The 22,513-nt window shown below is 73.0% G+C and carries 19 protein-coding genes; 6 read left to right on the top strand and 13 right to left on the bottom strand.

The window, feature by feature from the left end:
- Nucleotides 1–90: 90 nt before the first annotated feature.
- Together QP089_RS45540 and ybaK are read left to right on the top strand one after the other, a co-directional pair.
- Nucleotides 91–753, top strand: a complete 663-nt coding sequence (locus QP089_RS45540; RefSeq protein ID WP_285920830.1) for an LON peptidase substrate-binding domain-containing protein — start codon at nt 91–93, stop codon at nt 751–753.
- A 54-nt stretch (nt 754–807) separates the two neighbouring features.
- Complete coding sequence (gene ybaK, locus QP089_RS45535; protein WP_285920829.1) at nt 808–1,314, top strand: Cys-tRNA(Pro) deacylase; 507 nt, start codon at nt 808–810, stop codon at nt 1,312–1,314.
- Here the strand turns inward: ybaK and QP089_RS45530 are convergent.
- Entirely contained in the window at nt 1,198–1,800 is a 603-nt protein-coding gene (locus tag QP089_RS45530; RefSeq protein WP_285920828.1) for a hypothetical protein, read from the bottom strand. The two genes, ybaK and QP089_RS45530, sit on opposite strands and share 117 nt — an antisense overlap.
- A 142-nt stretch (nt 1,801–1,942) precedes the next feature.
- Between QP089_RS45530 and QP089_RS45525 the strand changes: the two genes are divergently transcribed.
- On the top strand, nt 1,943–2,656 hold the full coding sequence (locus tag QP089_RS45525) for a DUF6882 domain-containing protein (RefSeq protein WP_285920827.1): 714 nt from the start codon (nt 1,943–1,945) through the stop codon (nt 2,654–2,656).
- Between the two features lie 34 nt (nt 2,657–2,690).
- Here the strand turns inward: QP089_RS45525 and dnaE are convergent, their stop codons facing one another.
- Entirely contained in the window at nt 2,691–6,221 is a 3,531-nt protein-coding gene (gene dnaE / locus QP089_RS45520; RefSeq protein WP_285920826.1) for a DNA polymerase III subunit alpha, read from the bottom strand.
- A gap of 474 nt (nt 6,222–6,695) precedes the next feature.
- Between dnaE and QP089_RS45515 the strand changes: the two genes are divergently transcribed.
- A complete protein-coding gene (locus tag QP089_RS45515; RefSeq protein ID WP_353070767.1) occupies nt 6,696–7,079 on the top strand; it encodes a chorismate mutase in 384 nt (127 codons plus the stop codon).
- A gap of 38 nt (nt 7,080–7,117) precedes the next feature.
- Here QP089_RS45515 and QP089_RS45510 read toward each other — a convergent pair whose 3' ends face one another.
- From QP089_RS45510 to QP089_RS45500, 3 genes are read right to left on the bottom strand one after another with little or no spacing between them, the layout of a single operon-like run.
- A complete protein-coding gene (locus QP089_RS45510; RefSeq protein WP_285920825.1) occupies nt 7,118–8,053 on the bottom strand; it encodes an RluA family pseudouridine synthase in 936 nt (311 codons plus the stop codon).
- Complete coding sequence (gene lspA / locus QP089_RS45505; protein ID WP_285920824.1) at nt 8,050–8,766, bottom strand: signal peptidase II; 717 nt, start codon at nt 8,764–8,766, stop codon at nt 8,050–8,052. The genes QP089_RS45510 and lspA overlap by 4 nt, the downstream gene beginning before the upstream one ends.
- Nucleotides 8,767–8,804: 38 nt before the next feature.
- Entirely contained in the window at nt 8,805–9,200 is a 396-nt protein-coding gene (locus QP089_RS45500) for a TraR/DksA family transcriptional regulator (RefSeq protein ID WP_285920863.1), read from the bottom strand.
- Between the two features lie 825 nt (nt 9,201–10,025).
- Between QP089_RS45500 and ileS the strand changes: the two genes are divergently transcribed.
- Nucleotides 10,026–13,202, top strand: coding sequence for an isoleucine--tRNA ligase (gene ileS / locus QP089_RS45495; protein WP_285920823.1), 3,177 nt, complete (start codon nt 10,026–10,028; stop codon nt 13,200–13,202).
- Nucleotides 13,203–13,501: 299 nt separating this feature from the next.
- Nucleotides 13,502–14,281 carry a DUF1707 SHOCT-like domain-containing protein gene (locus tag QP089_RS45490; protein WP_353070764.1) on the top strand — a complete coding sequence of 260 codons (780 nt, stop codon included), beginning with the start codon at nt 13,502–13,504 and terminating at the stop codon, nt 14,279–14,281.
- A 471-nt stretch (nt 14,282–14,752) separates the two neighbouring features.
- Here QP089_RS45490 and QP089_RS45485 read toward each other — a convergent pair whose 3' ends face one another.
- The 8 genes from QP089_RS45485 to QP089_RS45450 form a co-directional block, all read right to left on the bottom strand.
- The gene (locus QP089_RS45485; RefSeq protein WP_285920822.1) at nt 14,753–16,159 is read right to left on the bottom strand and encodes a hypothetical protein; all 1,407 of its coding nucleotides are present in this window, start codon (nt 16,157–16,159) and stop codon (nt 14,753–14,755) included.
- Nucleotides 16,160–16,298: 139 nt separating this feature from the next.
- Nucleotides 16,299–17,249 (bottom strand): DivIVA domain-containing protein, encoded by a 951-nt coding sequence (locus QP089_RS45480; protein ID WP_285920821.1) that lies wholly within the window; start codon nt 17,247–17,249, stop codon nt 16,299–16,301.
- A 49-nt stretch (nt 17,250–17,298) separates the two neighbouring features.
- Nucleotides 17,299–17,583, bottom strand: coding sequence for a YggT family protein (locus QP089_RS45475; RefSeq protein ID WP_173100065.1), 285 nt, complete (start codon nt 17,581–17,583; stop codon nt 17,299–17,301).
- Nucleotides 17,584–17,604: 21 nt separating this feature from the next.
- A complete protein-coding gene (locus tag QP089_RS45470; protein ID WP_285920820.1) occupies nt 17,605–18,141 on the bottom strand; it encodes a cell division protein SepF in 537 nt (178 codons plus the stop codon).
- A gap of 103 nt (nt 18,142–18,244) precedes the next feature.
- Nucleotides 18,245–18,976 (bottom strand): YggS family pyridoxal phosphate-dependent enzyme, encoded by a 732-nt coding sequence (locus QP089_RS45465; RefSeq protein WP_285920819.1) that lies wholly within the window; start codon nt 18,974–18,976, stop codon nt 18,245–18,247.
- On the bottom strand, nt 18,973–19,704 hold the full coding sequence (gene pgeF / locus QP089_RS45460; protein ID WP_285920818.1) for a peptidoglycan editing factor PgeF: 732 nt from the start codon (nt 19,702–19,704) through the stop codon (nt 18,973–18,975). Before pgeF ends, QP089_RS45465 begins: the two co-directional genes overlap by 4 nt.
- The gene (gene ftsZ / locus QP089_RS45455) at nt 19,701–21,248 is read right to left on the bottom strand and encodes a cell division protein FtsZ (protein WP_285920817.1); all 1,548 of its coding nucleotides are present in this window, start codon (nt 21,246–21,248) and stop codon (nt 19,701–19,703) included. The genes pgeF and ftsZ overlap by 4 nt, the downstream gene beginning before the upstream one ends.
- A 475-nt stretch (nt 21,249–21,723) precedes the next feature.
- A complete protein-coding gene (locus QP089_RS45450) occupies nt 21,724–22,485 on the bottom strand; it encodes a cell division protein FtsQ/DivIB (RefSeq protein ID WP_285920816.1) in 762 nt (253 codons plus the stop codon).
- Nucleotides 22,486–22,513 lie beyond the last annotated feature (28 nt).

Raw genomic sequence — 22,513 nt, 5'->3', positions numbered from 1 at the left:
ACACTGTGAAAAATCGCCCCTTACCAAGATCATCGACGGCGGCGTACGCTGGCGCCGAGGGCGTCCCGGCCGGCGCGGGAAAGAGGCGACATGACGGAGCGGCTCCCCCTGTTCCCGCTGGGCACCGTGCTGTTCCCGGGCCTGGTGCTGCCGCTGCACCTGTTCGAGGAGCGGTACCGGCTGCTCATCGGCGACCTGCTCGAGCGGCCCGAGCCGCGCGGCTTCGGCGTGGTCGGCATCGAGCTCGGCCACGAGGTCGGCCAGGACGCGGCGCGCCGCCTCGCCGGCGTCGGCTGCCTGGCCGAACTGCGCGAGGCCCGGCGGCACCCCGACGGCCGCTACGACATCGTCACCACCGGGACGCGCCGCTTCCGGGTCAAGGAGCTGGACCGGTCGCGCCCCTACCTGCAGGGCGAGGTGGAGTTCCTGGCCGAGGAGCCGGGCGCCGGCACCGGGCCCGCCGCGCGGCGGGTGCGGCGGCTGTTCCGGCTCTACCGGGAGCGGCTCTCGGCCGCCGGCGCCGGCCCCGTCGCCGACCCGGACCTGCCGGACGACCCGGTCGCCCTGTCCTACCTGATCGCCGCGTCGGTCGTGCTCGACGGGCACGAGAAGCAGCGGCTGCTGGAGTGCGAGGACGCGGCGCTGCGGCTGGCGGCCGAGCGCGACCTGCTGCTGCGGGAGAACCGGATCCTGGACGCGCTGCCGATGATCCCCGCCGGCCAGTTCCTGGACGGCTCGTTCACCCTGAACTGACGCCGCGTCCAGGCCCGGCGCCCCCGCAGCCGAAGATCACGGCAGACTGTCCCCATGAGCAAGCAGGCAGGGGGGAGCAGGGCGGGCGGCAAGGGCACGCCCGCCACGGTCGCCGCGTCCAAGGCCGGGATCGAGTTCACGCTGCACTCCTACGAGCCGGACCCGGACGCCGACTCCTACGGCGCGGCGGCGGCCGACGCGCTCGGCATCCCGCACGACCGGATCTTCAAGACGCTGCTGGCCGAGGTGGACGGGCGGCTGACCGTCGGGGTCGTCCCGGTGTCGGGGTCGCTGGACCTGAAGGCGCTGGCCGCGGCGGCGGGCGGCAAGAAGGCGGTCATGGCCCACCCGCGCGACGCCGAGCGCGCCACCGGCTACGTGGTCGGCGGGATCAGCCCGCTGGGGCAGCGCCGCCGGCTGCCGACGGTGATCGACGCGTCGGCGTCAGCGCTCGCCACCGTCTACGTCTCGGCCGGTCGGCGCGGACTCCAGATCGAGCTCGTCCCCGCCGACCTCATCGCCCTCACCGGCGCCGCCGTCGCGGCGATCGCCCGGCGGTAGCCGGCGGAACACCACCTCCAGCAGGCCGTACGCGGCGACCGCGACCAGCGGCCAGGCCATCAGCACGCCCTTGGCGCGCAGGTCGGGGACGCCGGTGACGGTGGCGCCGTCGCGGCCGTGCCGGACGACGTCCTGGTAGTGGCCGAGCCCGATCAGGTGGCCGGTCTTCCAGGCGAGCAGGGACGCGGCGACGCCGCCGGCGGCCAGGCCGAGCAGCAGCGCGATGTCGTTGCGGCGGCCGCCCGCCAGGTAGGCGGCGATGCCGCACAGCAGGCCGGCCGACAGGGCGATCAGCGCGAACCGGCCGTCCACCCCGATCGGGCCCTCGCCTTCCGGGTCGGCGACCAGGGCCTCACCCTGGATGACGACATACCCGACCCGGGGGATGGTGTTTCCCCAGAGCAGCCCCGCGAGCGGCCCGAGAGGCGTCACGATGGCGGTGGTGACCAGCCAGGTCGTCAACTGCCTCCCGGTCGGTCGCCGCACTGCGTACGCTCCTCGGTGGAAGTGTCCTCTGACAGCGAAAGCCTAGCCTGCCCAGGTCAGCCGATCGACAATCGAAGGGTGCCCGACTCCCGTTGTGATTCTCACCCGCGACCGCCCCGGCTACTGGGATAATGTGCCCGACATGTCCGGATTCAGTCCCGCGTTCGAACGCCTCGGCGCCGCCCTGGCGGCCGTCGTCCTGCAGCAGCAGGAGACGCTCGCCGAGTTCCTCCCGCGCGAGGACTGGAGCGCCGACCTCACCGCCCGCACCTACACCAGCGGCGGCGCCACCGTCCGCGTCTCGCTGCTCGGCTCCTACGCCGCGCGCGAGCGCACCTGGCTGTGGGGCTGGGCCAACCCGCAGTTCGGCGACGCGCACCCGGCCGTCGTCCCGACGCTGGCGATCCGCGCCCTCGGCGAGCGGCTCGGCATCACCGAGTTCACCACCCCCGAGGTCGACCTGTCCTGGTACGACGGGCCGGCCGGGCACGGCGGCGAGCTGATCGCGATGGCGGCGGGCGGGGTGCTGCGCGGCGCCGGCTACATCGGCGCCGGCTACGACGGCGGCTCGGCCTACCTGCACGTCGACGACCCGCAGGTGCCGGCCGCCGGCTGGGACCCGATCCCCGTACCCCGGCTGCTGACCGGCGCGACGAGCCTGTTCCCGCACGAGCCGCGGCTCACCCTCGCGGGCCTGCTGTCGCACCACCGGGTCGCCTACCGGCAGCGCGACGAGGTGACCGAGATGCCGCTGCCCGGCGGCGGCACGGCCCGCGCGCGCTTCGACGGCCTGGGCCGCTTCGTCGACTGGCAGGCCGACCTGACGCCCGCGACCCCGGCCGCCCTCGGCAGCTGACCGCCGCCCGGCCCGGGCGGCGGCAAACCCCCGGCTAGCCCAGGCAGGACGGGCCGAGCAGCTGCTTCAGGTCGCCCATCAGCGCCGGCGACGGCGCGACGCGCAGCCGGTCGTCCAGCCGGACGACCGTGGTGCGCGGCCCGTTCTGCAGGTGCAGGTGCACCTCCGACGAGCCGGGGTGGGTGATCAGCACCTCTTTCAGCCGCGACACCGTCGGCGGCGTGCAGCGGCCGAGCGGCAGCGTCACCGACAGCGGCCCGGTGCCCTCGGTGATGGTCAGGTCGGGCTGGGTGACCTCCATCGCGATGATCTTCGCGACGTCCTCGCGGCGGTCCAGCTTGCCCTTGACGATCAGGATCGCGTCCTCGGCGAGCAGCGTGGAGCACAGCTGGTACGACGAGGGGAAGCACAGCACCTCGATGGAGCCGGCGAGGTCCTCCAGCTGGAACATGGCCCACGAGTTGCCCTGCTTGGTGACCTTGCGCTGCAATCCGGACAGCAGCCCCGCGATCGTCACGATCTGCCCGTCGGGCCGCTCGCCCTCGTTCAGCGCGGCGATGGTGCAGTCGGCCTCGCGCTCCAGGATGTGCTCGACGCCCAGCAGCGGGTGGTCGGAGACGTACAGGCCGAGCATCTCCCGCTCGAAGGCCAGCAGGGTGGTCTTGTCCCACTCCTCGCCCTCGGGGATCGCGACGGCGAACGCGTCCTCGCCGCCGTCGTCCTCCAGCGCGCCGAACAGCGAGTCCTGCCCGACGGCCTCCTTGCGCTTGATGTCGATGACCGAGTCGATCGCCTGCTCGTGCACCATCAGCAGCGCCTTGCGCTGGTGCCCGAGCTCGTCGAACGCGCCCGCCTTGATCAGCGACTCCACGACCCGCTTGTTGCACACCTGCGGCGGGACCTTGTTGAGGAAGTCGTTGAAGTCGGTGTAGGCGCCCTTCTCCCTGCGGGCCGCGACGATCCCGTCCACCACGTTGTGGCCGACGTTGCGGACCGCCGACAGGCCGAACCGGATCTCGGCGTCGCCGAGCGGGGTGAAGTCGGCCTCGGAGGTGTTGACGTCCGGCGGCAGGACCTTCAGCCCCATCCGGCGGCACTCCGACAGGTAGAGGGCGCTCTTGTCCTTGTCGTCGCCGACGGACGTCAGCAGGCCCGCCATGTACTCGGCCGGGTAGTTCGCCTTGAGGTAGGCCGTCCAGTAGGAGACGAGGCCGTACGCGGCGGAGTGCGCCTTGTTGAACGCGTAGTCGGAGAACGGGACGAGGATGTCCCACAGCGTCTTGACGGCCTCCTTGGAGAAGCCGTTGTCGAGCATGCCCTTCTCGAACCCGACGAACTGGGCGTCCAGCTCGGCCTTCTTCTTCTTGCCCATGACGCGGCGGAGCAGGTCCGCCTTGCCGAGCGTGTAGCCCGCCACCTTCTGCGCGATCGCCATGACCTGCTCCTGGTAGACGATCAGGCCGTAGGTGGTGTCGAGGATCTCCTTGAGCGGCTCCTCCAGCTCCGGGTGGATCGGGGTGATCTCCTGGAGGCCGTTCTTGCGCAGCGCGTAGTTGGTGTGGGAGTTCGCGCCCATCGGGCCCGGCCGGTACAGCGCGCCGACGGCGGAGATGTCCTCGAAGTTGTCGGGCTTCATCAGCCGCAGCAGCGAGCGCATCGGGCCGCCGTCGAACTGGAACACCCCGAGCGTGTCGCCGCGGGCGAGCAGGTCGTAGGTCGGCTGGTCGTCCAGCGGCAGTTCGAGCAGGTCGACGTCGACGCCCTTGTTCTTCTTGATCCCCTTGAGCGCGTCGTCGATGATCGTCAGGTTCCGCAGGCCGAGGAAGTCCATCTTCAGCAGGCCGAGCGTCTCGCAGGTCGGGTAGTCGAACTGCGTGATGATCGCGCCGTCGGCGTCCCGCCGCATGATCGGCACGTGGTCGGTGATCGTCTCACCGGACATGATGATCCCGGCGGCGTGCACGCCGGTCTGCCGGATCAGCCCCTCCAGGCCCTGCGCCAGATCCATGATCTGCTTGACGTCGGCCTCTTCCTCGTACAGCTTGCGCAGCTCGCCGGCCTCGCCGTAGCGCGGGTGCTTGTCGTCGAAGATGCCCGACAGCGGGATGTCCTTGCCCATGACGGCGGGCGGGAACGCCTTGGAGATCCGGTCGCCCAGCGCGTAGGGGAAGCCGAGGACGCGGCCGGCGTCCTTGATGGCGGCCTTCGCCTTGATGGTGCCGAAGGTGGCGATGAAGGAGACCTTGTCGGCGCCCCACTTCTCCGTCGTGTACTTGATGACCTCGGCGCGCCGGTCTTCAGGGAAGTCGATGTCGATGTCGGGCATGGACGCGCGCTCGGGGTTGAGGAACCGCTCGAAGATCAGCCCGTGCGGGAGCGGGTCGAGGTCGGTGATGCCCATCGCGTAGGCGACCAGCGAGCCCGCGGCGCTGCCCCGCCCGGGGCCGACCAGGATGCCGTTCTCCTTGGCCCACATGATGAAGTCGGCGACGACGAGGAAGTAGGACGGGTACCCCTTGCCGAGGATGACGCCCATCTCGTACTCGGCCTGCCGCCGGTACTCGTCCGGGATCCCGTCGGGGAAGCGCCGCTCCAGGCCCTTCCAGACCTCCTTGCGGAACCAGCTCTCCTCGGTCTCCCCCTCGGGGACGGGGAACCGCGGGCTGAGGTCGCGGTGCTCGAACATGCCCTCCGGCTCGACCCGCTCGGCGACGAGGAGGGTGTTCTTGCAGCCCTCGAGCCAGATGTCGGACGCGTCGATCGCCCGCATCTCGTCGGCCGTCTTCAGGTAGTAGCCGCTGCCGTCGAACCGGAACCGGTCGGGGTCGGCGAGCTGCTTTCCGACCTGGACGCACAGGAGCGCGTCGTGCGCGGTCGCCTCCGACTCGTGGGTGTAGTGCGAGTCGTTGGTGACGACCGGCCGGATGTTCAGCTTCTTGCCGATGTCGATGAGGCCCTGCCGGACGCGGCGCTCGATGTCGAGGCCGTGGTCCATCAGCTCGAGGAAGTAGTTGTCCTTGCCGAGGATGTCCTGGAAGGTGGCGGCCGCCTTGAGCGCCTCGTCGAACTGGCCGAGCCGCAGCCGGGTCTGGATCTTGCCGGACGGGCATCCCGTCGTGCCCATCACGCCCTCGGCGTGCTCGGCGAGCAGCTCCTCGTCCATGCGCGCGTACTTGAAGACGAAGCCCTCGGTGTAGGCGCGGCTGGACAGCTTGAACATGTTGTGCAGGCCGGCCTTGTTGCGCGCCCACAGCGTCATGTGGTTGATCAGGCCGCCGCCGGAGACGTCGTCGCGCTTCTGGCTCGGCTCGCCCCACTGGACCTTCTTCTTGTGGAAGCGGGACTCGGGCGCCATGTACGCCTCGATGCCGATGATCGGGGTGACGCCGGCGGCGGTGGCCTGCCTGTGGAAGTCGTAGGCGCCGTGCATGTTGCCGTGGTCGGTCATCGCGATCGCCGGCATCTCCTGCCGCCCGACCTCCTCGAACATCTGCTTCAACCGGGCGGCTCCGTCCAGCATGGAGTACTCGGTATGAACATGCAGGTGAACGAAAGAGTCGGCCATGCCCGCTGCGCCTCCTGATGCTCGCATGCGACCGCCCACGTGCGTGGCCCGCACGTGGTCGCGTTATCGGTCCCGGGGGAAGATCGCCACCCCGGCGGGACACCGGGATGACGCGGTCCTGAGAGCCTAACCCCGTCCGGGGGCCGTCCGCTCCCCGACTCGCCCACCGTCTCGTGCGTCACGGCGGACACCCGGCGGAACACCCGTCGCACCCCTCCGGGCCGTCTCACGACGCGAGACCGGTGTCCGGGATTTGACTCGGCCCCGGCGTCCCGCCGTACCATCGCCGGGTGGAACATCGCCATTCCAGGTTTACGCGGCCGGCTCCGGGCGAGCCGGTCACCGCGACGACCTGAGCGATGACCCCGGAGCCGGCCAAAGGCAGAGCCCACTCGGGCCCTGCCTTTTCGATGGACGCGGCCCCGGGCACGGATCCCCTGCGCGGCACGGCCGCCGCGAGAGAGGGAGACCGACATGCACGACCAGGTCATCGACGCCGGTGGCGCCTCCGGGCCGTCCTGCCCCGCCTGCGGGACGCCCGGGGAACCCGACGGGCCGCGCGCCCCGCTGCTGCGCGTGCCGCTGCCGCCCGTCGAGGACCTCGCCACCGTGGCGGAGGCGCGCGCGGCGATCGACGGGCTGGACGCGGCGCTCGCCGTGCTGCTGGAGCACCGCGCCGCCGTCGCCGCCGTCGTGCAGCGACTCAAGCCCGTCGGCGGGTTCGCGGGCCGCAACCACGACCGGGAGCGCGAGATCGTCGACGCGATGGCCGAGCACGCCCCGTCCCTCGGCCGCGACCACCTCGCCAGGATCATGAACGCGGTGATCGAGGCGGGCCTGGACGCCGCCGAACGCTGACCGCCGGATGCTGACCGGCGTCCGCGACGGCGCCGCGGTCAGGACTCGGTGGAGACGATCTCCAGCGCGTGGGCGAGGTCGTCGGGGTACGGGCTCTCGAACTCCACCCAGTCGCCCCGCGACGGGTGCTCGAAGCCCAGCCGGGCGGCGTGCAGCCACTGCCGCCGCAGCCCGAGCCGCTCCGCGAGGGTCGGGTCGGCGCCGTAGGCCATGTCGCCCACGCACGGATGCCGGATCGCCGACATGTGCACCCGGATCTGGTGGGTGCGGCCGGTCTCCAGGTCGATGTCCAGCAGCGTGGCCGCGCGGAACGCCTCCACGGTGTCGTAGTGCGTCACCGACGGCTTGCCGCCCGCCACGACCGCGAACCGGCCGTCGCCGAACGGGTGCCGGTCGATCGGCGCGTCCACCGTCCCGCGGAACGGGTCGGGATGGCCCTGCACCAGCGCCCGGTAGCGCTTGTCGATGCGGCGCTCCTTGAACGCCCGCTTGAGCCGCGAGTAGGCGACCTCGCTCTTGGCCACCACCATCGCGCCGGTGGTGTTGGCGTCCAGCCGGTGCACGATGCCCTGCCGCTCGGACGCGCCGCTGGTGGCGATCGTGTGCCCGGCGCCGAGCAGCCCGCCGAGGACGGTCGGGCCCGTCCAGCCGGTGGTGGGGTGCGCGGCGACGCCGATCGGCTTGTTCACCACGACGATGTCGTCGTCCTCGTACAGGATCCCCATGCCGGCGACGGGCTCGGCGACCGGTGCGGGCGGCGCCGGCGGGGGCGGCAGCGTGACCTCCAGCCAGGCGCCCGCGTGCAGCCGCTCGGACTTGGTCGCCACCTCCTGGCCGTCCAGCAGGACCTCGCCCGCGGCGATGATGTCGGCGGCCCCGCCCCGCGACAGCCCGAACAGCCGGGCGAGCGCGGCGTCGATCCGCTCCCCCTCCAGGCCGTCCGGCACGTGGAGGCTGCGCACCTCGCCCGTCAAGGCTTCTCCTCCCGGGCCGGGACGTCACCGTTCGCAGCGGCGGGCCCGGTCTCCCGGGCGGCCGGCTCGTCACGGGCGGCCGGCTCGTCCCGCGCGGGGGGCTCGCCCTCGGCGGCGGGCGCGGACGGCCCGGCGGAGGGCGCGTCCGGTTTCCCGGGCCCTTCGTCGACCCCGTCCTCGACGGCGTCCCTCTGGGCGTCGCTGTCGGCGTCCTTGTCGTCCGCCAGGCGCGTGCCGTCGATCTGGAGGCCGCGGGCCGCCAGCAGGACGGCGAGGACGCCGCCGCAGACGATCGCCGAGTCCGCCAGGTTGAACACCGGGTAGTGCGGGAACTCGATCCAGTCGACGACGTGGCCCTTCAGCGGCGCCGGGGCCCGGAACAGCCGGTCGATCAGGTTGCCGATCGCGCCGCCGAGCAGCAGCCCCAGGCAGACCGCCCAGGGCAGGCTGCGCAGGTTGCGGGCGGTGCGCAGGATCGCTACCACCACACCGCAGGCGATCACGGTGAAGACGATCGTGTAGCCGGTGCCGATCGAGAACGCGGCACCGCTGTTGCGGGTCTCGCGCAGCTTCAGCAGCCCGCCGAGCAGCCGGACGGGCGCCCGGTCGTGCAGCGCGGCCACCACGATGGTCTTGGACACGATGTCGGCGGCGAGCGCGGCCAGGGCCACGGCGATCAGCACGCCGACGCGGCGGGGCCGGGGAGATCCCATGGATTCCCCGGCCCCTCCGTCAGGGTTCGTTGGGTCGCTCAGCGACGTTCCTCGCGTTGTTTGCATGTCACACACAGGGTCGCACGCGGAAAGACCTGGAGGCGCGCCTTGCCGATCGGCTCGACGCACGACTCGCAGATCCCGTACGTGCCGGCTTCCATCCGCTGGACGGCCCGCTCCATCTGGGCGAGCAGGTCCTGTGAATTGTATGCCAGCGCCAGCTCGTGCTCGCGCTCGTAGGTCTTGGCGCCCAGATCCGCCTGGTCGTCGCCGGCGCCCTCGCTGATGTCGCCCTCCGCGATCTGCACCGCGGACGCCGCGATCTCCCGGTGCAGCGCGGCGATCTGCTCCTCCAGCCCGGCCCGCACCTCGGCCAGCTCGGCGGGCGTCCAGTGCCCCTCGCCCTTGCGGACCGGCAGCTCCGCGGCCGTCACCGTCCCGGCCTTGCCCGGGTCCGTCCCGGCCGCGCCCGCCTTGGCCGCGGATTTGGCGGCACCGCGCTTGGCGGCGGGCTTGGCGGACCCGGCGGGCTTCGCCGCGGGCGCCTTCGCGGCGGCCTGCCGCCCGCCCCGGCCCTTCTTGGCGGCCGGTCCCTTCTTGCCGGAGGGCCCCGTCTTGCCTGATGACCCCGTCTTGCCCGATGACCCCGTCTTGCCGGAGGGCACCGCGCTCTTTCCCGCGCCGGCCATGGTGGCCTCGTCGGCGCTGATCGCCTCGACAGGCAGTGCGGGCAGCATAAGTCCCCTTTCAAAGGCCGGGTAAACACCCAGGGTCGGTTACCGACCCCTTATGCCCGGGGCCCGCTCACAAGGAAACTCCAGGAAACCGCAGAAGATCGCAAAGGAGCGGGGGCCGTCGCGGCCGGGCCGCGGGCGGGGTTCGGCGGGCCGGTAAACGGGAAGAGGCGCAGGGCGCGGTGCGTTAGAGTCGGGGCAGCAGTCTTTGTGGCAGGCCGTGAAGGGGACACCTGCCGCCGCACGCAGCCATGAGCGACCCGGGGACGGTGCGAGCCCGGGGGCGAGCGCGGCGGTCTGATCACCCCGGAGCCGCCGGAAGAACCGTCCCGGGCGCTTTCCGCCCGCGGGCCCAGTAGACCCGGCAGCCGAGACTCGAACGAAGCGGATCGCGCATGTCCGGGAGGCCGGGCGGCGCGGTCAAGGAGGGTGGTACCGCGGGTCCCCGCTCGGCCGGTCCGGGCAGGCGTCTCGTCCCTCCGGTCCACGTGCACGAGATACGCGCCGATCCGGAGGTCCGCCCCAGTGAGTCGTAGTTTCCGGCCGCTGCCCGCGCAGGTCGATCTGCCCGCCATGGAGCGGGACATGCTGCGCCGCTGGCGGGAGAGCAAGGTCTTCGAGCGGTCCCTGGAGCGCACCGCGTCCGGGACCCCCTGGGTCTTCTACGAGGGCCCGCCCACCGCGAACGGCATGCCCGGCGTCCACCACGTCGAGGCGCGCGTGTTCAAGGACATCTTCCCGCGCTTCAAGACGATGAAGGGCTATTACGTCCCCCGCAAGGCGGGCTGGGACTGCCACGGCCTGCCCGTCGAGGTCGCCGTGGAGAAGGAACTCGGCCTCACCGGCAAGAAGGACATCGAGGAGTACGGCGTCGCGGAGTTCAACGACCGCTGCCGCGAATCGGTCCTGCGCCACGTGGACGCGTTCGAAGAGATGACCGAGCGCATGGGCTACTGGGTCAACACCGACCAGGCGTACCGGACGATGGACCCCGAGTACGTCGAGGCCGTGTGGTGGTCGCTGAAGCAGGTCTTCGACAAGGGGCTGCTGTTCCGCGACTTCCGCATCACCCCGTACTGCCCGCGCTGCGGCACCGGCCTGTCCGACCATGAGCTGGGGCAGCCCGGCGGGTACGAGACGGTGTCGAGCCCGTCGGTGTACGTGCGGATGCCGGTGACGTCGGGCCCGCTGGCCGAGATGGGCGCCGCGCTGCTGATCTGGACGACGACGCCGTGGACGCTGGTGTCCAACACCGCCGTGGCCGTCCACCCGGACGTCACCTACGTCGCGGCCCGTCCCGCCGGGTCCGACGAGATCCTCGTGGTCGCCGAGCCGCTCGTCGACCAGGTCCTCGGCGAGGGCGCCGAGCGCCTCGCGACCTACCAGGGCCGCGAGCTGGAGCGCACCACCTACCGGCGGCCGTTCGAGCTCGTCGACATCCCGGACGCGCACTACGTCGTGCTCGGCGACTACGTGACCGTCGAGGACGGCACCGGGCTCGTCCACCAGGCGCCCGCGTTCGGCGCGGACGACATGACCGTCTGCAAGAACTACGGCATGCCGATCGTCAACCCGATCGGGCCGGACGGCCGGTTCCTGCGCGAGGTGCCCCTCGTCGGGAACAAGTTCTTCAAGGACGCCGACGAAGCCCTCACCGACGACCTGCGCGCGCGCGGGCTGCTGTACCGCGGCGGCCACTTCGAGCACAGCTACCCGCACTGCTGGCGCTGCCACACGCCCCTGCTGTACTACGCGCTCCCCGCCTGGTACATCCGCACCACGCAGATCAAGGACCGGCTGCTCGAGGAGAACGAGAAGACCAACTGGTTCCCCGAGACCGTCAAGACCGGCCGCTACGGCGAGTGGCTGCGCAACAACGTCGACTGGTCGCTGTCCCGCAGCCGCTACTGGGGCACGCCCCTGCCGCTGTGGGTGTGCGGCGACGACGAGGACCACATCACCTGCGTCGGCTCCCTCAAGGAACTGGGCGAGCTGGCCGGAAGCGACATGTCCTCGCTCGACCCGCACCGGCCCTACGTCGACGACGTCACGTTCCCCTGCCCGCGGTGCGGCGCCGAGGCGCGCCGCGTCCCCGACGTCATCGACGCCTGGTACGACTCGGGCTCCATGCCGTTCGCGCAGTGGGGCGCGCCGCACCGCAACAACGATGTCTTCGAGAACGCCTACCCCGCCCAGTACATCTGCGAGGCGCAGGACCAGACCCGCGGCTGGTTCTACTCCCTCATGGCCGTCGGGACGCTGGTGTTCGACCGGTCGTCCTACGAGAACGTCCTGTGCCTCGGCCTCATCCTCGCCGAAGACGGCCGCAAGATGAGCAAGCACCTCGGCAACGTGCTGCGGCCCATCCCGCTGATGGACCAGCACGGCGCCGACGCGGTGCGCTGGTTCATGCTCGCCAACGGCCTGCCCTGGGCGTCCCGCAGGGTCGGCAACCCCGTCCTGGAGGAGATCGTCCGGAAGGTCCTGCTGACCTACTGGAACACCGCGTCCTTCTTCGTCCTGTACGCGAACGCCGCGCAGGCGCAGGGCAAGGCGTGGACGCCGGACCGGCTCGGTGAGGCGCCCGCGCCCGCCGACCGCCCGCTGCTGGACCGCTGGGCGCTCGCCGAGCTGCACCGAACCGTCCGCGAGGTGGACGCGTCGCTGGAGCAGTTCGACACCGCCCGCGCCGGCCGCCGCCTCGCCGAGTTCGTCGACGACCTGTCCAACTGGTACGTCCGCCGGTCCCGGCGCCGCTTCTGGGAGGGCCCCGAGACGGCCGAGGGCGCCGCGGCGTTCGCCACGCTCTACGAGTGCCTGGAGACCCTCACCCGGCTGATGGCGCCGATGGTCCCGTTCATCACCGACCACGTGTGGGACGTCATCCGGCCCGAGGACGGCCCCGAGTCGGTGCACCTCGCCGACTGGCCCGCGGTGAACGAGGACCTCCTCGACGCCGACCTCACCGCGCAGATGGCCCTCGTCCGGCGGCTGGTCGAGCTCGGCCGGTCCGCGCGCGCCGCCAGCGGCGTCCGCACCCGCCAGCCCCTCGGCCGCGCCCTCGTCGGCGCCGCCGGCTGGACGGCGCTGCCCGAGCAGCTGCGCGCGCAGATCGCCGAGGAGCTGAACGTCCAGGCGTTCGAGGAGCTGTCCTCCATCGGCGGCGACCTCGTCGAGTACGAGGTCAAGCCGAACTTCCGGGAGCTCGGCAAGCGGTACGCCAAGGACACCCCGAAGGTCGCCAAGGCCGTCACCTCCGCCGACCCGGCCGCGCTCGTCCACGCGCTGCGCGACACCGGATCGGCCGAGGTCGACGCCGAGGGCGTCGGCGCCGTATCGCTGTCGCCCGGCGACGTCATCGTCACCGAGCGGCCGCGCAGCGGCTGGGCCGTCGAGAGCGCCGCGGGCGAGACCATCGCCCTCGACCTCACCGTCACCGCCGAGCTGCGCCGCGCCGGGCTGGTCCGGGAGGCCGTCCGGCTCGTCCAGGAGGCCCGCAAGGCCGCCGGCCTGGACGTCACCGACCGGATCGAGCTGTGGTGGCAGGCCGCCGGCGACGACCTCGCCGAGGCGCTGCGCGCCCACGGCGACGAGGTCGGCGCCGAGGTCCTGGCCACCTCCGTCACCGAGGGCCGCCCCGAGGGCCTCACCGCCGGCCGCGACGACGAACTCGGCCTGACGTACTGGCTCCGCAAGAGTTGATCTGCCCAGGGGGGCGACCCCCTGGAACCCCCGTCACAGTGTTGGCCCAGGGGGGGACCCCCTGGAACCCCCGTCAACGGTCGACAGGCTGTTTCCCCGCTCCGCTGGCGCTCCGCGGCGAAACAGCCTGTCGACCGGCGGGCAGGCCCGCTCCGCTCGCTGCACTCGCGCCGCGTGCCTGCCCGTGGCGGTGGCTGAGGTCCGGCTTTCCGTCGACGTGTGCAGCCGGGCCGGAGCGGTCGGGTCGGGTTTTTCGCGACACATCGCGTTCTGGATGCGGCGTTTGCGATGATGGTCGCGTGAACCTTCCCGAGCAGCCCTCCGAGCCCGACTCCCCGGCGCGCATGCGCGCATCGGACGCCGACCGCGACCAGGTCGCCGACCGTCTGCGCGAGGCGCTCGCGGAGGGGCGCATCACGCCGGAGGAACACGCCGAGCGCATCGACGCGGCCTACCGGGCCAAGACCTACGCCGACCTCGAGCCGCTCCTCGCCGACCTGCCGTCCGAGCAGGCGCCGCGGCCCAAGGTGCGGCTGCACAAGGACGAGGCACCGCTGCCGCCGCCGACCCCGCAGTCGTCCACCCTCGTGGCGGTCTTCAGCGGGGCGACCCGGAAGGGTCGCTGGCTGGTCGAGCCGACCACCAACGTCTCCTGCGTGTTCGGCGGCGTCGAGCTGGACTTCCGGCAGGCCGTCCTCAGCCAGGGCGAGGTCACCGTCAACGTCAGCTGCCTGTTCGGGGGCATCGAGATCACGGTGCCGCCCGGGGTGCGGGTGACCAACTCCGCCGCCATGGTGTTCGGCGGCGCCGAGCTGCCCGACGACGTCATCGACCCGGACGCGCCGCTGATCCGGCTGACCGGCATGGTGGTCTTCGGCGGGATCAACGTGAGCCGCCGCGAGATCGGCGAGGGCCGCGGCCGCCGCGACCGGCACATGGAGCGCCACCGGCGGCACCTCGATCGGATCGAGGAGCGCCACGAGCAGATCCTGGAGCGGCACACGGACATGCACCGCCGCCGGGACGAGCGCCGCGAACGCCTCCGCGAACTACGCGCCGAACGCCGCCGCCACCACTGACCCCAGCACCCCGTAACCCGCGCGCCTCAGCCCTGCCCACAGCAAGGACCCGAGCCGGGCCGCCAGCGACGACGGCGAGTACACGACGCCCGGCGGGACTAAGGCGTTGCCCACGCGCCGGACGGCGCCGGTCGCGATCACCCCTGCTAAATGATCTGCATCGCGCGGGCGCCGTCGTCCCACAGCGCGTTTACCCCGCCCTGGACGTCGTCGCTCGGCTCGATCTTGACCGACCTGCCGATCCCGCGCTCCGCGGCCGCAACCCCACGCAGACCGCAAGGGCCGCGCGTTCTAATCCCGGCCCCCGGCGACCTCAGCGTTGCGATCGCGTGCGAAGCCGGATTCGAGCTTGCGAGAATCCGATCGCGCAGCGAGGCCCCCAGGGCCGAGTCGGAGCGATGCAGCGATCGCCGCAGTGCCCGTTGAAGGGAAGGCGCCCTGGCGCCTGACCGCCAAGGGCACTGCAATCAACTACCGAGCGTGTTCGCGGTCGGGTTGGCAGACCAGGCAGGGGGTGCAACCGCGGGCCTTGGCCTCGGTTCGCGACAGCGACTCCAGGTCGTCCGCCTCGTCGCCGATGTCCTCGATCAGGGCGCAGTCGGTGCGGTGGTAGCGCTTGGTGCCGCTGAGGATGCGGACCTGCGGGCCGTCGTCACCGGGGTCCGCGGGCTCTTCCGGTTCGTCGGCCTCGGTCTCGTCGGCGGGCGCCTCGTCGGGCGTCTCGTCCAGGGCGGACTCGGCGGGCGGGGACGGTTCGGGGACGGTCTCGTCCTCGGCGTCGCGGGGACGCGGGGCCGCCGCGTCGCGCAGGTTCAGCGGGTCGGGGCCGAGATCGGCGGTGATGTCGGGGGACGGCGCGGGACCTGCCTCCGCGGACCGTTCCCGCGCGGGCTCGGGTTCGGGTTCGGGCGCGGCGTGCCGCGGCTCGGCCGCGGGCTCCTCGGCGCGCTCGGGCTCGGGCGCCGCGCCCGCGACGGGGATGTCCGTCAGCGTCGGCCCGGCGGGGCTCCGGAAGGGGGACGGAGCGTCCTCGGGCTCGGGGTCGGCGGGCGAGGACGGCCAGGCGGACGGCACGCGGCCGGCCGCCGGGTCCTCGCGGTCACCGGACGGCGGGCGGGCGTACTCCGGCTCGGCCGGCTCCGGGCCGCGCGGGATCTCCGCGGTCCGGTCGAACGGGGAGTGCGGGCCGGCGGGCGAGGGCTTGGCGAGGCCGGCGAGGCCGGCCCGGCCGGTCTCCGGGGCGGCGGTAGAGCGGTCCGCGCCGGGCTTGGTGAGGTCGGGGCCGTCCTTGGCCGTCCTGCCCGGGCCGGGTGACCCGGGGCCCGACGCCGCGGCGCGCGCCGCCAGTGCGGTGTCGGGCAGGCAGGCGGTACAGGGGCTGAACCCCTCCTCCTTCGCCTCGGCGTACGTGAGCTCCTCGGTGTCGCGCCCGGCGAGCTGCCGGCAGGTGTCGAGGTGGTAGCGCTTGCGGCCGCGCACGACGAACACCAGCGCGTCCTCGGGCACGTCGACCGGCTGGACGGGGATCTCGACCTCGTCGTCGGGGTCGGCCGCGGCGTCCGGCGCGGTGCGGGGCGCCGCGGGGGCGCCCGTCGCGCTCGTGGCCGCCGGTGCCGGCGGGGCCGGCCGGGGGCGCTTGGACTTCCTGCTCTTCCTGGCCGGCGCGGCGGGGGTCCCGTTGCCGAAGAGCTCCTTGCGGCGCAGGAACACCCCGATGGCCAGGCACAGCGCGGAGACGATGCTGACGGCGATCGAGATGTAGATCACCACCAGCGCGTCCAGGCCGAAGACCTGGGCGCTGTCTCCGTTGCCGGCGACGATCCCCGCAACCAGCAGGGCGATCGCCGCCACCACGAGAACGCCACTCAGGATGATCACAGGGTCTCTCCCCCTCGTTCGGACCGCTCGGCTCCGGGCCCCTCACGGCCCGGTGTGGACGCACCGACGCCGCCGGGACGGCTTCGATGCCATCCTCGGCGCGGCGATCGGAACGACACTATCGCCTGCGGTGCCCGCGTCAGCGCCTCTCGTGCGGCGGGTTGTCACCACCGCCGGAGTGGAACGCGCCGGTCGCCGAGTGCTGCACCTGCTGGGTGTGCTCGGCGGGCGACGGGAAGGCCGGTCCCGCGGGGCCCGCGCCGGCTCCGCCGTTGCGGTTCTCGCCGTGCGGCAGCGCGTTCTGCGGTCCGGTCTGCGGGCCGCCCTGCGGTCCGGTCGGCTGCGGGCCGGTGGGCTGCGCCACCGACGGCGCCGCGCCCGGGACGGCGGCGAACGCGCCGGTCTCGGTGCTGCCGGCCTCCAGGTCGCGCAGCTGGCCCTCGAGGTAGACCTTCAGGCGGCTGCGGTACTCGCGCTCGAAGGCGCGCAGGTTGTCGACCTCGCGCTCGAGCTCCTCGCGCTGCTGCACGAGCGAGCCCATGACCTGGCGGTGCCGCTCCTGGGCGTCGCGGTCGAGGGCCTCGGCGCGGGAGCGGGCCTCGCTGACGATCTGGTCGGCCTGCCGGCGGGCCTTGCCGAGGATCTCCTCGGCCTCGCGGCGGGCGCGGCCGAGCGTCTCGTCGGCCTCCCGGCGGGCGTCGGCGATCGCCTGGTCGGCGGTCTGCTGCGCCAGCGCGAGCACGCGCGCGGCGGTGTCCATGTTGTCCTCGCCGGTGGGCGCGGGCGCCATGCCGAGGCCGCCGAGGGGGGCGGGCTCCGGCTCGGGCTGCGGCTGCGGCTCCGGGCGGGGGGGCTCGGGGATCTTCTGGACGTCCGGCTTGGGCTCGACGATGGGGGCGGCCATGGCGGGGACCTTGCCGCGCAGGCACTCGGCGAGCTTGGCCCGCAGCTCCTCGTTCTCCTGGATGAGGCGGTCGAGCTCGGCCTCGACCTCGTCGAGGAAGGCGTCCACCTCCTCCTCGTCGTACCCCGGCCTCAGCCTGGTGGTACTGAACTGCTTGTTCCGCACATCGGCGGGTGTCAGCGGCATGTTCGTCTCCTTGGCGCGCTTGGAGTCTGTCCCAAAGGACGGTATCCGATCAGAGCCTCTGCACGAAGATGATCAAGACCCAGACCACAAGGATGAGGAAGGTGAAACTGAGGTCCAGCGCCACGTTACCCAGCCGTATGGGAGGGATGAAACGCCTCAGCAGCTTCAGCGGCGGATCGGTGATGGTGTAGGTCGCCTCGGCGATCACGAGCACCACCCCTCTGGGACGCCACTGCCTGGCGAACGACTGCAGCACCTCCAGGATCAGCCTGCCGATCAGGAACAGCAGGAAGATGTACAGGAGGTACGTCAGCACCTGTCCAACGATGTTCACGGACACTCTCGCATGTGGCTGTCAGCTTTGGTTGAAGAACCCTCGTTCTGCCATCCGGGCCTTGTCCTCCGCCGTCACCTCCACGTTGGCCGGTGACAGGAGGAACACCTTGTTGGTAACACGCTCGATGCTCCCGTGCAGGCCGAACACGAGACCCGCCGCGAAGTCGACCAGACGCTTGGCGTCGCTGTCGACCATCTCGGTCAGATTCATGATCACCGGTGTGCCCTCACGGAAGTGCTCCCCGATGGTCCTCGCCTCGTTGTAGGTCCTGGGGTGCAGCGTAGTGATGCGCGCGAGGTCGGTGGTACCGGACTCGTAGAGCGCCACGGAGCGTCGCTCGGCCGATGACGCGGCGTGATGATCGCGATCCCGGTCCGCGGCCTCCTCGGCTCGGGTAAGCTGACCGCCGGATTCGTCCTCGCGACGGCGCCCCTGGCCGGGGTCGGTCTCGTCGTCGTACGGCTCGTAGTCGTACTCGTCGCCGTACTTGTCGTCGTAGCGGTCGTCCTCCACCAGGCCGAGGTAGACCGCCATCTTGCGCATCGCGCTGGCCATACGCCCCTCCGTGTCCTGTGGCCGCGGCACCCGGCGCCGTCCGGCGCCGCTGGACCGATCCGTCTACGTGGGCCCGCGTCCGGCAGGTACCACTCCCGGGACATTACCTGACGATTGCCCGTCGGCCGCCGAGCAACGCCGTACCGATCCGCAGGTGTGTCGCGCCGCACGCGATCGCCTGCTCCAGATCACCGCTCATGCCCGCTGAGACGACCCGGGCGTGCGGATGGTTCCGGCGCATCTCCCCCGCGACCGCCGCGAGACGCTCGAAGGCGGGCAGCGGGTCGGCGCCGAGCGGCGCGACGGCCATGACCCCGCCCAGCTCCAGCGCCTCGGCCGCCGCGATCTCGTCGGCCAGGCCCGGGACCTCGTCGGGTGCGGCGCCGCCGCGGTGCTCGGCCTCGTCCAGCGAGACCTGGACGAGGCAGCGCAGCGTCCGGCCGGCCCGGGCAGCGGCGTCCGACAGCGCGGCGACCAGCCGGGACCGGTCGACGGAGTGGACGACGCCGGCGTACCCGGCGACGGCGCGGGCCTTGTTGGTCTGCAGCCGGCCGACGAAGTGCCAGGTGAGCGGCAGGTCGGCGCAGTCGGCCGCCTTCGGGCGGGCCTCCTGGTCGCGGTTCTCGCCGACCTCGGTGAGGCCGAGCCCGGCCAGCAGCCGGACGTCGGAGGCGGGGAAGGTCTTGGTCACCGCGATCAGGGTGAGCTCGGCGGGGTCGCGCCCGGCGGCCGCGCAGGCGGCGGCGATCCGGCCGCGGACCCGCGCCAGCGACTCGGCCAGTTCCGCGCGCCGCTCGTCCGGGTCCGCGGCGCCGCTCGGCTCGCCGGGGGTCACGCGCCGCCTCGCTGCAGCCAGACGAATCCGGCGAAGCGGCCGGTGCGGCCGTCGCGGCGGTAGGAGAACAGGTCGGGCGTCTCGAGGGTGCAGCGGGGGTCGACGGTGACGTCGTCGACACCGCTCGCGGCGAGCTGCGCGACGATGCCGGCGCGGAGGTCGAGCCCGGGAGTGCCCTTGGCGGTCGTCGCGCGGGCGGCGGGCACCACGGCGGCGACCTCGTCGCGCATCTCGGCGGGCACCTCGTAGCAGCCGCCGCACGCGGCGGGGCCGATCGCGGCGCGGATGCGGGCGGGGTCGGCGCCGCGCTCGCACATCACCTTCACCAGCGCGGGGACGACGCCGGCGGCGGTGCCGGGGCGGCCGGAGTGGGCGGCGCCGGCGACGCCGGCGGCCGGGTCGGCCAGCAGGACGGGGGCGCAGTCGGCGACCAGGACCGCGAGCACCAGGCCGGGGACGGTGGTGAGGACGGCGTCGATCGGGCCGTGGTCGCCGGGGGCGGTGACGAACGCGACGTCGGCGCCGTGCACCTGCCGCATCCAGACGGTGCGGCCGGGGTCGACGCCGAGGGCGGCGGCGGCGCGCCGCCGGTTGGCGGTGACGGCGGCCGGGTCGTCGCCGACCGCGCCGCCGAGGTTCAGGGAGTCGTAGGGGGCCGTGCTCACGCCGCCGGTCCGCCCGGTGAAGGCGGCGCCGACGCCGTCGCCCAGGGCGACGGTCGTGATCACTTCAGGAAGTCGGGCACGTCGAGGTCGTCGTCCTCCTCGAACACCACCCGGCGCGAGGAGCGCTGCCCGGTGGGGGCGGGGCCGCGGTCGTTCTCGCCGGCGTGCACCCGGGACGGGGAGCCCTCGGCGGACGGGCGGGGCGCGGGCGCGCGCGAGCCGGACTCGGCCGAGCCCTGGTCGCGGTCGCCCGGCTGCGTCCCCTGCTGGGAGGCGGGCTGCTGCTGCTCGGCGCGGGCCGGTTCGCTCCGGGACTCGCCCGGGGGCGATCCGCCCCGGCCGGCGGCGCGGTCGTCGCCGGCCGACCCGGCGGGCCGCTCGGGCTCGGACCGCGGCCCGGGCGCCGGGACGGGCGCCGACAGCGGCTGCGCCTGCTGGTGGCCCTGCTGGTGCGACGGCTGGTGCGACGGCTGGGACGGCTGCGCGGCGGCGGCCTGCGCGACCGACTGCGCCGGCACGGACTGCTGCGGGGCGCCGTCGGCGCGCCCGACCCGGCTCGGGATCGGGTTGGCCGGCGCCGGCGGCGCAGCGGGCGGCGGCACCGGGCGCGGCGGCGGGGCGGCCCGCCTGGCCTCCGGTTCGGGGGCCGGCTTGGCGGGACGCCCCTCGTCAAAACCCGCGGCGATCACGGTCACCCGCACCTCGTCGCCGAGCGCGTCGTCGATGACCGCGCCGAAGATGATGTTGGCGTCCGGGGCGGCGGCGTTGGAGACGAGCTGCGCCGCCTCGTTGATCTCGAACAGGCCGAGGTCGGAGCCGCCGGAGATGGACAGCAGCACGCCGTGCGCGCCGTCGATGCTGGCCTCCAGCAGCGGGCTGGAGATCGCCATCTCGGCGGCGGCCACGCTGCGGTCGTCGCCGCGCGCCGAGCCGATGCCCATCAGCGCCGAGCCGGCGCCGGACATCACGGACTTGACGTCGGCGAAGTCGAGGTTGATCAGGCCCGGCGTGGTGATCAGGTCGGTGATGCCCTGGACACCGGACAGCAGCACCTGGTCGGCGGCCTTGAAGGCGTCCAGCACGCTGACCTGCCGGTCGGAGATCGACAGCAGCCGGTCGTTGGGGATCACGATGAGGGTGTCGACCTCGTCGCGCAGCGTCTCGATGCCGGCCTCGGCCTGCATCGCGCGGCGCTTGCCCTCGAAGCTGAACGGGCGCGTCACCACGCCGATCGTCAGGGCGCCGAGCGAGCGGGCGATGTTGGCGACCACGGGCGCGCCGCCGGTGCCGGTGCCGCCGCCCTCACCCGCCGTGACGAAGACCATGTCGGCCCCCTTGAGGACCTCCTCGATCTCCTCCCGGTGGTCCTCGGCGGCCTTGCGGCCCACGTCCGGGTTCGCCCCGGCGCCGAGGCCCCGGGTGAGCTCGCGGCCCACGTCCAGCTTCACGTCGGCGTCACTCATCAGCAGCGCCTGGGCGTCCGTGTTGATCGCGATGAACTCGACGCCCTTGAGTCCCTCCTCGATCATCCGGTTGACGGCGTTGACGCCGCCGCCGCCGATGCCGACGACCTTGATGACCGCGAGGTAGTTCTGCGGTGCTGCCACGACGAGGGGCCTTTCCGCTCGCTCTATCCGACCCGCCGGTCCGGTCTGCCGACCGTCCGCCGCGGAGTTTCCTGACCTGGGTGCGTTTCCGGCGCGGGCCGGGGGCGGAACCGATCGTCGATCCGAGCCACCCTCAACCCTCACCCTCAACTTGAGGCTTACACTTATGTCAACCTGAGGACTGATACGGACAGTAGGGCGGCCTTACCGCCAGGGTCAACTAACCTCCCCCGAACTCCCCCGGCGTGTCGCAGTGGGCACGGGTTTGCCCTGGTTGGCGACGGACGTGTCCGCCCCCTGCCGCTGCGCACGCCGCGGTCCGCCCTCCGGTCCGTCCGACGCCGGCCGAACTCCGGCCGACCGTTCCAGCGTGCCCCATCGGACGCCCGGAATCGCCCCGACACACGCACGGGACCCGAACGCCTTGACATTCGGCCGCGCCCCGGTGCTCCCCCGGGACGCCCCGCCACCTGCCTCAACGGGTGACGAGGACCTCCGGCGAACTGACGTCGACGTGGTGCAGGGACCGTCCCGCCGCGGTGCGCTCCAGCGACTCCAGCAGCCTGATCTTCTCGCCGGCGCGCTCCGGCGGGCCCCACGTCACGGTCACGCCGCCCTCCAGGTGCAGCTCCACCGACGCCGGGTCGGCCGCCTCGACCTGCGTGACCCGGCCGCGCAGCCGTTCGGGCAGGCCGGTGAGCACCTTGAGGGCCGCGAGCGTCGCCGGGTCGGACGGCCCGGGCGAGGCGACGGCGAGTTCCGGCAGCCCCTCCGGGCGCGACACCCCGTCGGCCACGGTCACCCCGTGCCGGTCGACGCGCTCGTAGCGGCCGCCGCGCTCCAGCGTCGCCACCGGGACGCGCTCGCGGACGGCGATCCGGACCGTCGCGGGCCAGTCCCGGCGGACCTCGGCGGACTCGACCTCGCGGAGCCGCTCCACCCGCCCCCGGATCGCGCCGGTGTCCAGCCGGGCCATCGGGACGCCGAGCCGGATCCCGGCGGCGGCGACGATCCGGTCGCGCGGCGCGAGCGCGGTGCCGCTCACCTCCACGTGCCGCACGACCAGCAGCTTCGATCCGAGCAGCACCCAGCCGACGGCGGCCAGCACGGCGACCAGGAGAAGAGCGACGAAGATCACCTTCCAGCGGCCGGGGCGGGCCCGCGCCGCGGCGGTCCCCGGTCCGGCCGCCGGGTCCTCGTCCGCGCTCTCCCGTTGGTCCGTCCGCGCCTCGGTCATGACCCCAGCTTGACAGTGATCGGCCCGC

The organism is Actinomadura opuntiae, assembly GCF_030283205.1.
Taxonomy (GTDB): domain Bacteria; phylum Actinomycetota; class Actinomycetes; order Streptosporangiales; family Streptosporangiaceae; genus Spirillospora.
The sequence above is the reverse complement of the archived record's forward strand: the minus strand, read 5'-3'. Positions and strand labels throughout refer to the sequence as shown.